At 67.5% G+C, this 10963-nt stretch carries 11 protein-coding genes and 1 tRNA gene; 4 read left to right on the top strand and 8 right to left on the bottom strand.

Features of this window, described 5'->3' with window-relative positions; all coding sequences use genetic code 11:
- A partial coding sequence (locus KBY57_RS10075) for a hypothetical protein (RefSeq protein ID WP_254995696.1) occupies positions 1-199 on the top strand: 199 nt, incomplete at its 5' end.
- A 238-nt stretch (positions 200-437) separates the two neighbouring features.
- On the opposite strand, the gene KBY57_RS10070 is transcribed toward KBY57_RS10075, so the two are convergent.
- Positions 438-509: transfer RNA gene (locus KBY57_RS10070), tRNA-Thr, on the bottom strand.
- Positions 510-558: 49 nt separating this feature from the next.
- Here KBY57_RS10070 and KBY57_RS10065 point away from each other — a divergent pair.
- Positions 559-813: a DUF3493 domain-containing protein gene (locus KBY57_RS10065; RefSeq protein ID WP_254995695.1), complete on the top strand. Its 255-nt coding sequence runs from the start codon at positions 559-561 to the stop codon at positions 811-813.
- On the opposite strand, the gene KBY57_RS10060 is transcribed toward KBY57_RS10065, so the two are convergent.
- The 6 genes from KBY57_RS10060 to KBY57_RS10035 all read right to left on the bottom strand — a co-directional run bounded on the left by KBY57_RS10060 (position 730) and on the right by KBY57_RS10035 (position 7478).
- Positions 730-1497, bottom strand: a complete 768-nt coding sequence (locus KBY57_RS10060; protein ID WP_254995694.1) for a low-complexity tail membrane protein — start codon at positions 1495-1497, stop codon at positions 730-732. The two genes, KBY57_RS10065 and KBY57_RS10060, sit on opposite strands and share 84 nt — an antisense overlap.
- Positions 1498-1502: 5 nt before the next feature.
- The gene (gene infB / locus KBY57_RS10055; protein ID WP_254995693.1) at positions 1503-4787 is read right to left on the bottom strand and encodes a translation initiation factor IF-2; all 3285 of its coding nucleotides are present in this window, start codon (positions 4785-4787) and stop codon (positions 1503-1505) included.
- 83 nt (positions 4788-4870) lie between these two features.
- The gene (locus KBY57_RS10050) at positions 4871-5149 is read right to left on the bottom strand and encodes a YlxR family protein (protein WP_254995692.1); all 279 of its coding nucleotides are present in this window, start codon (positions 5147-5149) and stop codon (positions 4871-4873) included.
- Positions 5146-6525, bottom strand: coding sequence for a transcription termination factor NusA (nusA, locus tag KBY57_RS10045; protein WP_254995690.1), 1380 nt, complete (start codon positions 6523-6525; stop codon positions 5146-5148). The genes KBY57_RS10050 and nusA overlap by 4 nt, the downstream gene beginning before the upstream one ends.
- A gap of 43 nt (positions 6526-6568) precedes the next feature.
- Positions 6569-7042, bottom strand: coding sequence for a ribosome maturation factor RimP (gene rimP / locus KBY57_RS10040; protein WP_254995688.1), 474 nt, complete (start codon positions 7040-7042; stop codon positions 6569-6571).
- Between the two features lie 136 nt (positions 7043-7178).
- Positions 7179-7478 (bottom strand): hypothetical protein, encoded by a 300-nt coding sequence (locus KBY57_RS10035; protein ID WP_094561561.1) that lies wholly within the window; start codon positions 7476-7478, stop codon positions 7179-7181.
- 264 nt (positions 7479-7742) lie between these two features.
- On the opposite strand from KBY57_RS10035, the gene KBY57_RS10030 reads away from it, so the two are divergent.
- Entirely contained in the window at positions 7743-8807 is a 1065-nt protein-coding gene (locus KBY57_RS10030; RefSeq protein WP_254995709.1) for a trypsin-like peptidase domain-containing protein, read from the top strand.
- Between the two features lie 37 nt (positions 8808-8844).
- Complete coding sequence (gene rpiA, locus KBY57_RS10025) at positions 8845-9558, top strand: ribose-5-phosphate isomerase RpiA (RefSeq protein ID WP_254995687.1); 714 nt, start codon at positions 8845-8847, stop codon at positions 9556-9558.
- Between the two features lie 10 nt (positions 9559-9568).
- On the opposite strand, the gene hisD is transcribed toward rpiA, so the two are convergent.
- Positions 9569-10876 carry a histidinol dehydrogenase gene (gene hisD, locus KBY57_RS10020; RefSeq protein WP_261356785.1) on the bottom strand — a complete coding sequence of 436 codons (1308 nt, stop codon included), beginning with the start codon at positions 10874-10876 and terminating at the stop codon, positions 9569-9571.
- Positions 10877-10963 lie beyond the last annotated feature (87 nt).

Genomic DNA, 10963 nt, shown 5'->3' with positions numbered 1-10963 from the left:
CTCGGAGGGGGCTTTTTCATGGGAGATGGATGTGAATGTGGTTGTGGCGTTGTTGCACAGGCTGTTTCACAACCGCAACAGCGGCTTGGCACACACCACCTGGGGATCAGTTCAGGCCTTCCGCCAGGTCACCGCGCTGCGGCGCCGGGGAAAAGGAGGATGGATATCAGTTTTCTTGGATACCCTTTGCATCCTGTGATTTGGCTGCGATCATTCTCGGCTTTTGAAGTATTCAAACTCTGAGCATTGTTGATCTTTTGCGCTCTGAGTGGTGAAGAAGCTTTTCTGTGGATGAGCTGATCGACAGACAGGCTTGCGCTGGACATTGCGTTTCGGCAAGCACGTAGCTTGTCCGGGGCCCGCTGTTCCAAAGACCTGGCTCCATTTGCCAGCGGCCGCTTTCGATTGCGCCAGCTTGGCTTTCTCTGAGTTGATCAAGCCGGTGATCGGATTTGAACCGACGACCTACTGATTACGAATCAGTTGCTCTACCCCTGAGCTACACCGGCGTCCCGATGAAATTAGCATTCAGCGGTCAGCCTGAAGCGGTGCGTGACGATGGGATCCAAGCCTGAATCGATTGATCCCGCCTTGAGGGAGCGACTGTTGCAGGAGGCCCGCACTCCGTGGCGGGGGCTGCGCCGCGCGGTGTGGCTTGCCCTGGCGGCCTCCGGGGCGGTGGGGCTGGCGACGATGGCGATGCGATCAGCGAGTGGGGCTGACGTGCCCTCAGGTGATCTCCTCATCCAGATCGGTGCTTTCGCCCTCTTCGGTGGGTTGCTCTGGTTCGATCGCAACCGTGCCCCCAGCTAGCGGCTCAGGGGTAGCGGTTGGCGATTGGTCCTCGGTTGCTCCTGGCTCAGATGTCACCTCCGCCACGGTGGGCGTTGGCTGGGGCGGGGTGGGATTGGTGATTTGCAGAGGGCTCAGCAGCAGCAGCGGCAACCCCAAGCACAGTCGCTCGGTCTCCAGCTGCACGGGGGTGAGGGGCACGCAGGTGGCGAGGGCGGCTGGGCTCCGGCTGAGCAGGCCGATCGCCTGGCTCAGTTGTTGCCACTGCCACAGCATCAGGGCCAGCAGAGGGCAGGCCAACAGCAGCCCAACAAAACGCGGGCTGGCCGACAGGGGCGAGAGGGGGGCGGCCAGGGCGGCGTGCTGATCGATCCACCAGAACAGGGGCAGCAGTGCCGACGCAGCTAGCACCAGGGCCACTTTTGTGGACAGCGGACTCTGCAGGGCAGATAGACCGCGCTGGGCTTCGCTGCGGGCTCTCACGGGCACCTGGGTCAGCAGTAGTGAGCAAACGTCAGCCGGCCGCTGCCAGAGCAGGATGGCGGGACCCAGAGCCCCGATGGCCCAGGCCAGCAGGCGCTCCAGGCCAGGCAAAGGGCCGGGATCCGCTCCAGCAAGTACCAGCAGCAGCCCCAGCAGCTCCAGCGGAATGGCCCCGAGGGCCACGAGCTGGAGCCAGAGCAGGGGCTCGCTGCGAGGGTTCACAGGGCTCAGGTGCTGAGGGTGCGGCGCTGGGTGACCAGCTTGTAAGCCTCGACGCGATCCGATTCTTGCCAGCCGGTGTAGCGGTCGGTGCCGATGCCGCACTCGAAGCCAGTGGCGACTTCCTTGACGTCGTCCTTGTTGCGACGCAGAGAATCGAGGTCGCCCTCGAACACCTTCTCCTTGCCGCGCCACACCCGTACCCTGCAGTTGCGCTGCAGCTTGCCTGTGGTGACATAGCAACCGGCCACCGCACTGCGCCCGATCGTGAACACGGCGCGAACCTCGGCTTCGCCCAGGGGCTCCTCAACCAGCTCCGGTTCCAGTAGGCCTTCCATGGCCATCTGGATGTCTTCCAGCAGCTTGTAGATGACGTCGTAGTCGCGCACGTCGACGCCGGTGGCATCGGCGGCTCGCTTGGCACCGGGAGCCATCGAGGTGTTGAAGCCCACGATCACCGCGCCAGAGGCTGCGGCTAGGTCGACGTCGGTTTCGGTGATCTCGCCCGGAGCCGAGAGCAGCACCCGCACCTGCACTTCGCCCTGGGGCAGTTGCTCGAGAGAGCCGAGGATCGCCTCGACGGAGCCCTGCACATCGGCCTTGAGAATCAGGTTGAGCTCCTTGAGCTCGCCTTCGCTGGCCTGGCCCGACATCGAAGCCAGGGACACCCGGCGGGAGGCCATCTGTTGGGCCAGGCGGGTGGCGCGGGCTTCGTTGGCCCGATCGCCCACCACGGAGCGGGCGGTCTTCTCGTCGGGGTACACCTCAAACTCGTCGCCGGCGGTGGGCACTTCGCTGAAGCCGAGGGCTTCGACGGCGTAGGAGGGGCCCGCTTCCTTCACGCGCTTGCCGGTGTCGTCCACCATGGCGCGCACCTTGCCGAGCACCGGACCGGCCGCCAGAACGTCGCCGGCCTTCAGGGTGCCGTTCTGCACCAAGAGCGTGGCCACTGGTCCCTTGGCCTTGTCGAGGTGAGCCTCGATCACGGTGCCCCTGGCCATCCGATCCGGGTTGGCCTGGAGGTCTTCCACCTCCGTCACGAGCAGGATCATCTCCAGCAGCTTGTCGACGTTCTCGCCCTTGATGGCGCTCACCGGCACCATCACGGTGTCGCCGCCCCAGTCTTCGGCCACCAGTTCGAGGGCCGAGAGCTCCTGCTTCACACGGTCGGGGGAGGCGCCTTCCTTGTCGATCTTGTTGATCGCCACCACGATCGGCACCTTGGCCGCCCGGGCGTGGCTGATTGCCTCCAGGGTCTGGGGACGCACGCCGTCGTCGGCGGCGACCACCAGCACGGCCACGTCGGTCACCTTGGTGCCGCGGGCCCGCATGGCGGTGAATGCCTCGTGGCCCGGGGTGTCGAGGAAGGTGATCTTGCGCTGCTCGCCCGCGTGGGGGATCTCCACCTGATAAGCACCGATGTGCTGGGTGATGCCTCCGGCTTCGCCGGCGGCTACACGGGTTTTGCGGATGGCGTCGAGCAGGCTGGTTTTGCCGTGGTCGACGTGGCCCATCACGGTGACCACAGGCGGGCGACGGATCAGGTGATCGCGGTCACTCTCCTCGATCATTTCCACCGTCTTGGCGGCGGCTTCCTCGACGTCGTCCTCGAGCACCGGCACGCCGAATTCTTCGGCCACCGCTTCGATCGTTGAGAGGTCGAGGCTCTGGGTGACCGTGGCGATGATCCCCTTGAAGAACAGGCTCTTGATGATTTCGGAGCTCTCAACGCCCAGTTTCTCGGCCAGCTCCTGCACCGTGAGGTTGCCCTCCGGCACGATCAGCATTTCGGGCCGCACGGCCTTGGCTTCGCGGGAGGCCCGCAATTCCATGGCGCGGCGGCGCTGCCGCTGGCGGGTGGTTTCCTTCTTGCGCTTCCGCATCGCCGCAATGGGCTTGGCGGCAGGGGTGGCGGCGGTGCGGGGCTTGGCGGGGCGGGCAAGGCTGGCCTGCAGCACAAAGGCTTCCTGTTCGCCCGCGTAGCCGCCGGTTTCGGCGGTGAGCGCATCATCGTTTTCGCCGATGATGTGCACCTTGGTGCGCTGCTTTTGCGGCGTGCGGCTGCGCAGTGCCTCCAGTTTGGCGCTGTCGTCCCAGTCGGGTCTGCGGGGGCGTCCTGCTGCACCAGCGGGCGTGGGGGCCCGGAACCCAGGTCGCCGCGGTGCTGCCGGTGGGGTGGCGCTGGGGCGCACCAGATCGGGCGTGCCCGGGCTGGACGGTGCGCCAGCTTCGGTTCGATCCCCGGGGCGCCGTGGCGGTGGGGCAGTGGGACGGCCGGAGGGCTTCTGGAGCTGCATCAGCTCGCCAGGGGCCATCGGCTTGCGCATGCCGGCGGGCATGCCTGGGCGGCCCGGGGCGGCGGGGCGACCAGGGGCGGCGCTATCGCGGCGAATCGGTTTGCCGACCAGCTCGAGAGGGGTTGGGCCGGGACGGCCCGGTGCCCCTGGCATGCCGGGGCGAACGGGGGCCGCAGCTCCAGGCCGCTGGGGTGGCGCCGGCCGCTGGCTCAGTGGCGGGCGGCCCGCCGGTGATGCGGGGCGGCTGCTGGTGCCGGTGCCGGCGGGGGTGCTGGTGGGACGACCCACAAGTTGGGGCTTGCTGGGAGCAGGGCGAACGGGCAGCTCCGGTTTGCGACTCGGCGTGGGAGCTGCCGCTGCTGGGCGGGCCGGGGGTGGGGTGCCCGGGCGAGCGGGTTTGGAGGCAATCACAACCGGCTTGCTCGGTGCGGCCGCCGCAGGCCGGGCCGGTGCGGGGGGCTTGCTCGCCGCCGCAGGCTTGCTGACTACGGCTGGCTTGCTAACAACAGCAGGCTTGCTGAGCACGGCAGGCTTGCTGAGCACGGCAGGCTTGCTGGGAGCGGCCGGTTTGCTTGGGGAAAGCGGTTGGTTGGCTGGCTTGGCAACCACGGGCCGGGCCGGGGGCATGGCTGGCTTCGCGGCCATGGGCGGTGCTGCGGCCGTTTGGGCTGGGGTCGCTGGCCGTGGGCTGGCGGCAGGCTTGGGAGCGGCGGGCGCTGCGGCAGCGGGCTTGGACGCCTCGGCAGCATCATTGACGGCCTTTTTGACCGAGAGGATCGCCTTCGGCGGGGCGGTGGGGGCAGCGGCCGCCGCCCGGTTGCCGTTGCTGCCCGCCTCGATCAGGGAGCGGATCCGGGACGCTTCGTCGTCGCTGATCGAGCTGCTGTGGCTCTTGGCCGCAACCCCCAACTTCTCGGCGGCATCGAGCACGTCCTTGTTCTCCAGGCCCATGTCCCGGGACAGCTCATAAATTCTGACTTTGCCGCTGCTGGTCATTCAGGTCTCCATGGGTCGGGGCCCAGGGGCCGCCAAGCGGGGCCAAGGGGCACACCAGGCCGCACGCACTCTGCGGCCAATGTTCATCTTGCCTTAGAGGCGAGATCAGCGCCGGGTGTTAGGCGCTTTTGCAGGGTTTCAACGATGGAATCCGCAACCTGACAGCGCAGGGCCCGTTGCAGACGCTTGCGTCGTGTGGCCTCTTCCAGGCACACCGGATTGGGGCAGAGGTAAGCCGAGCGGCCCATGCCCTGGTCCAATCCGATTCCTCCTTCGGCCAGCCGGATCACCCGCCAGAGCTGCTGGCGATCCAGCAGCGCACGACAGGCCACACAGCGCCGAAGCACGATCCGGGGCGTCACCGGGCCTCATCCTCAGCAACAGCCTCCTCTGCGACGGCCTCCTCGGCAACAAAATCTTGGCCGTCTTCGCCAAGCTCCTCCTCGTCTTCGGGCAGGGGATAGAGCTCCCGCAGGCGGGCGTCTTCTTCGGCCCGGGCCGCCTGTTCGATCTCCAGGCGGGCTTCGGCTTCGGCCTGGAGAGCCTCCTCCTCCTGGCGCTGGGCGATCAGCTCAGACACCACCGCATCTTCGGCGGACTGGTCGTATTCGCTGGCGTTCTTGATGTCGATCTTCCAGCCCGTGAGGCGGGCCGCCAGACGCACGTTTTGTCCTTCGCGGCCAATGGCGAGGCTGAGTTGGTCGGGGGGCACCAGCACGTGGGCGTGCTGGCCTTCCGGGTCCACCAGTCGCACCATCTCCACTCGCGCCGGGCTGAGGGAGTTGGCGATGTATTGGCCCGGGTCGGGCGACCAGCGGATCACGTCGATCTTCTCGCCGCGCAGCTCGTTGACCACCTGCTGGATGCGGGAACCGCGGGCGCCGATGCAGGCACCCACCGGGTCGACTTCGCGCTCGACGGAATCCACGGCCACCTTGGTGCGCGGCCCCACTGAGCGGGAGGGGGGATTGGCTTCCCGCGCCACAGCCACGATCCGTACCGAGCCCTCCTGGATCTCGGGCACCTCGTTCTCAAACAGGTACACAACCAGGCCGGCGTTGGAGCGGCTCACAAACAGTTGGGGGCCTCGCCGGGCCACCTCGCTTACTTCCTTGAGGAACACCTTGAAGGTGGCGTTGGCGCGGTAGTTGTCGTTGGGCAGTTGGTCGCGGCGGGGGAGCTCAGCCTCCACCTCGGGCCGGCCCAGGCCGCTGCTCACAGCCATGATCACGCTCTGGCGCTCGAAGCGGATCACCCGGGCGGTGAGCACGGGGTCTTCGAGGTCGGCGAATTCCTCCTGGATCATGCGGCGCTGCTGGTCACGCAGCTTCTGGGCCAGCACCTGCTTGGTGGTGGCGGCGGCCATGCGGCCGAACTCTTCTTTTTCGGGAGTGACGTCGAGCACCACGGTGTCGCCGATCTGGGCGTCATCGGCGACCTGTTGCACCTCGGCCAGGGAAATCTGGTGGTCTTCGCTCTCCACCTCCTCGACGATGATTTTCGAGGCCAGCACCCGGTAGCCCTCCTCCTCCAGGTCGAGGCCGACGTCGAAGTTGGAGAAGTAGTCCTCCTCAAAAGGGTCTTCGCTGATTCCCAAATACAGGGTGCGGCGATAGCGCTCGTAGCCCTTGAGCAGGGCTTCCCGCAGGGCGGCCTCCACAACGGCGGGCGGCAATTTCTTCTCGTCGCTGATGTCCTCGATCAGGTTGTTCAGACCGGGGAGCAGAACCAGGGCCATGGATCAGGGGTGAGAAATGGTCAGGGAGCGGTGAAGTGGCGGGTCAGGTGGGCTCGGTCGGGGTGACCAGGCAGACGCTGATCACCGAGTCCCGCGGGATGCGCTGGGTGCGGCCGCGGATGTTGAGATGCACATCCGTCGCATCGCGCTCGAGCAGAAGCCCTTCGCGCCGCACTTCAAGGCCCTTGCTGTCGCGGCAGTGCACGGTCACTGGAAATCCGCGAAAGCTGCGGAAATCCCGGTCGTCGTGCAGATCGTCGCTGACGCCAGGGCTGCTGACCTCCAGAACATAGGCGTCGCCGAGGAGCTCGGCTGCTTCAATCGCCTCGCCGAGGGGCGCGCTCAGGGAGGCGCACTCATCGAGGCTGATGTCGCTGCCATCGGCGCGTTGCACCAGCACCTGCACCGTCATGGGGATGCGGTGGGTGAACAGATGCACGCCCTTGAGCGCGAAGCCGGCATTCGCCACAGCCGCTTGGGCCAGGCGCTCCAGATCGGGCAGGAGGGGGTGGGGCAACGCTGCAGTGGGGCTGGGGGCAGGAGGCCCGCCGGCTTTTGCAGTCTGAAAAACTGCCCATCCGCACGGTCTGTTGCATGCGCCCTTGAGCGCAAAGCTGAACCGTGACGTTTGGGATTGCCCGCCGGGCAAGCGATCACCCTAGGGGATGGTCCGTCCCAGGTCCCATGCCGCCCAAGGGGGGCATCTCAATCACCGGGGCTTCGGCGAAGTAGTCGCTGGGCTGCACGGTGCCGCGCTGGCCGGCGTCTTGGTTGAGGCACTGGCCCTTCTGCTCGTCGGTGCGCAGGTATTGGCAAACCCTCGCCCAAAGCTTGGCGCGCGTGCCCGGGGCGCCCTGGCTGAAGTGCACCAGGTCGTTGCCGCCGACCATGCCCTGGATCTCCACCTGGCAGAGCGTGCAGCGCTGACGGGTGCCGGGGGGAATTGCTGCCATGGCCGCCTGTGCGATCAAACGCCAACTTAGGCGGATGGGCCTACCTGAGTTCACCCTGCTGCGTTGGCGGCGTCCCTAGCCTCAGAGCCGCGATTGCCGGGCCCTTGCCCCTTTGCCGTGAACGGGTTGTCGATGAAGCGGATGTGGGTGAGGGTTTGCTCCGTGCTGCTGGTTCCCCTCCTCTGGCTGGGCTCGGCAGTTGGCCTGGTGGTTGCCTGGGAGGCGGGTTGGGGGGGTGACGAATCTGCAGCCCTGGCGCTGGAGATGCCAGCCACTGCCGTGGTGCCAACCAGTCCCTTGGTCACCACCAGCCCCCACAGCTTTGTGGCCGATGCGGCCCGGGCCGTGGCCCCCGCGGTGGTGCGCATCGACACCGAGCGGGAGGTGGCCCGCCAGCCCTTTGATCCCGCCCTGCTGGATCCGTTGTTGCGGGACCTGTTTGGCGATCCCTCCGGCAGCATGCGCGAGCGGGGCCAGGGCTCCGGGGTGGTGATCGATGCCGGCAAGGGCCTGGTGCTCACCAATGCCCACGTGGTCGACCAGGTGGACAGCGTTGAGGTGACCCTGGCCGATGGCCTGCACGTGGATGGGGCTGTGGTGGGGGCCGACTCGGTTACCGATCTGGCCGTGGTCAAAATTCCTGGCTCCCGGGAGCTGCGCGCCGCGCCCCTGGGGGATTCCGAAGCCCTGGAAGTGGGCGACTGGGCCATTGCCATGGGCAGTCCCTACGGCCTGGAGCGCACGGTGACGCTGGGGATCGTGTCAAGCCTGCACCGCAACATCAACAGCCTCGGTTTTGCCGATAAGCGCCTCGACCTGATCCAAACCGACGCCGCCATCAACCCCGGCAACTCCGGGGGGCCGCTGATCAATGCCACGGGTGAAGTGATCGGCATCAACACCCTGGTGCGCTCAGGCCCTGGCGCTGGCCTCGGCTTTGCGATTCCGATCAACCTGGCCCGAGGGGTGGCCGCCCAGCTCAGCACCGGCGGCCAGGTGGTGCACCCCTATCTCGGTTTGCAGCTGGTGCCGCTCACCGCCCGTCGGGCCCGCGACAACAACCGCGACCCCGATGCCCTGTTGCAGCTTCCGGAGCGGGATGGGGCTCTGGTGCAGCGGGTGCTGCCCGCCAGCCCGGCGGAAACGGCGGGCCTGCGTCGCGGCGATCTGGTGGTGGGCGTCGCCGACCAGCCGGTGCCCGATCCGGCCAGCCTGCTTGAGCGGGTTGAACGCAGCAGCGTTGGAGAACCCCTGCCGCTGACCGTGGTCCGCGGCCAGCGGGAGCTCAGCCTCACGATCAAGCCGGCGGCGTTGCCCCACGCCGGATGAACGCTGCTACGGTCGCGGCCCGAGAGAGGAGAACTGGATGTCGGACCTGCAAGACCGGATGAAGCAGGCCGTGGCAACGGCTGCCACCGAGCAGATCCGCAGCGGCATGGTGGTGGGTCTGGGCTCCGGCTCCACCGCGGCCCTGATGATTCAGGCCCTCGGGGCGAAGCTCAACAGCGGCGAACTCACCGATGTGGTGGGGGTCACCACATCGTTTCAGGGGGAGGTGCTGGCCGCCGAGCTGGGCATTCCGCTCAAGAGCCTCAATGCGATCGAGCGCATCGATCTGGCCATCGACGGGGCCGATGAGGTGGATCCCTCCTTCCAGCTGATCAAGGGCGGTGGCGCCTGCCACGTGCAGGAGAAACTGGTGGCCCGCCGCGCCGAGCGCTTTGTGGTGGTGGTGGATGCTACCAAGCTTGTCGACACGCTCAACCTGGGCTTCCTGTTACCGGTGGAGGTGCTGCCCGGCGCCTGGCGGCAGGTGCAGGCTGAGCTCGCCGCCATGGGCGGTGATGCCCAGCTGCGCATGGCCGTGAAGAAGGCTGGGCCGGTGGTGACCGACCAGGGCAACCTGGTGCTGGACGTGAAATTCGCCGGTGGCATCAGCGATCCGGCCAGCCTGGAGGCGGCGATCAACAACCTGCCCGGAGTGCTGGAGAACGGCTTGTTCGTCAACATCACCGACCAGGTGCTGGTGGGTGAAATCGTTGATGGCCAGCCGCGGGTGCGTGATCTGGTGAAGCGCTAGGCCAGCCCGCTCACGAGAGCCGGCGCCGCACCGATTCGGCGTGGCTGTGGAGTCCTTCGCTCTCCGCCAGGCTGATGACGGCAGCCCCGGTGGCCTCCAGGGCCTCCCGGTTGAAGCGGATCAAACTGGTGTGGCGCAGAAAGGTCTCCACGCTCAGGGCGCCGGCAAACCGTGCCGTGCCTGAGGTGGGCAAGGTGTGGTTGGGGCCGGCGAGATAGTCGCCCACGGCCTCGGGTGTGTAGGGCCCCATGAAGATGGCGCCGGCGTGCTGGATCTGCTCGGCCAGGCGCTCCGGGTCTTCGACCAGTAACTCCAGGTGCTCGGGCGCAAAACAGTCGCTGAGCCGGGCCGCCTGGGTGAGGCTGTCGCACACCACGATCAGGCCCCAGTCGTTCAGGGCCGTGCGGGTGATCTCGGCCCTGGGGTGGTTTTCAAGCTGGGCCTCCAGCGCTGCGGGTAGAGCTGCGGCCAGCGCTTCGCTGGTGGTGAGCAGGATCGCTGCGGCCAGGGGGTCGTGTTCGGCCTGGGCCAGCAGGTCGGCGGCCACCTGGTCGACGCGGGCGGTGTGGTCGGCGATCACCAGCACCTCGCTCGGGCCGGCGAGGGAATCGATCGCCACCCGGCCAAATACAGCCTTTTTCGCCAGGGTCACGTAGAGGTTGCCCGGGCCGCTGATCACGTCCACCCGGGGAATGGTTTCGGTGCCGTAGGCCAGGGCGCCGATCGCCTGGGCACCCCCCACCCGGTACACCTCCTCAACACCGGCCAGATGGGCTGCCGCCAGCACGGTGGCGTTGGGTTCGCCGCCGGGGCCGGGGGGTGTCACCATCACCAGCCGTTGCACCCCCGCCACCCGCGCCGGCACGGCGTTCATCAGCACGGTGCTGGGGTAGGAGGCGCGCCCCCCCGGCACGTAGAGGCCAGCCCGCTCCACCGGTCGCCAGCGCCGGCCCAGCTGTTCGCCGTGGGGACCGGTGATGGCGAGGTCGGCGGGGAGTTGCTGCTGGTGGAAGGCCAGGATTCGCTGGTGAGCCAGGCGCAGGGCCTCCTGCAGCGGCGCGGGGGTGGCCTGCCATGCCGCTGCCAGCCGTTCGCGCGGAATGCGCAGCGGATCGGGTCGCACGCCATCAAACCGTTCGGTGAGCTCCAGCAGGGCCTGATCCCCCTGGGTCTGCACCTGGGTGAGGATCGCCTCCACACGGGCCATCTCCTCCTGCATGCGGCCGCCGCTGGTGCGTTCGGCGATGGCGGCTAGGCGTTTGGCCGCTGGGCTGCCACCGGCCGAGGGGCTGGCAACGGACGAGGCGTCATCCCGCAGGCAGGTGATCGACAGAGCGGCAGGCGACGCGACCACGGGGCAGGACTGGCGGCAACACGTCGACAAGCTAGTGCGGCACTGGCTTGG

The organism is Cyanobium sp. Aljojuca 7D2, from assembly GCF_024346415.1.
In the GTDB taxonomy this organism is placed as follows: domain Bacteria; phylum Cyanobacteriota; class Cyanobacteriia; order PCC-6307; family Cyanobiaceae; genus Cyanobium_A.
Note: the sequence above shows the minus strand (reverse complement) of the source record. Positions and strands in the feature narration are given on the sequence as shown.

Excerpts from the sequence above, each read along its gene's own strand:
- KBY57_RS10065 (WP_254995695.1), top strand. The coding sequence starts at position 559 with ATGGGATCCAAGCCTGAATCGATTGATCCCGCCTTGAGGGAGCGACTG.
- infB (WP_254995693.1), bottom strand. The coding sequence starts at position 4,787 with ATGACCAGCAGCGGCAAAGTCAGAATTTATGAGCTGTCCCGGGACATG.
- nusA (WP_254995690.1), bottom strand. The coding sequence starts at position 6,525 with ATGGCCCTGGTTCTGCTCCCCGGTCTGAACAACCTGATCGAGGACATC.
- KBY57_RS10035 (WP_094561561.1), bottom strand. The coding sequence starts at position 7,478 with ATGGCAGCAATTCCCCCCGGCACCCGTCAGCGCTGCACGCTCTGCCAG.
- KBY57_RS10030 (WP_254995709.1), top strand. The coding sequence starts at position 7,743 with ATGCCAGCCACTGCCGTGGTGCCAACCAGTCCCTTGGTCACCACCAGC.
- rpiA (WP_254995687.1), top strand. The coding sequence starts at position 8,845 with ATGTCGGACCTGCAAGACCGGATGAAGCAGGCCGTGGCAACGGCTGCC.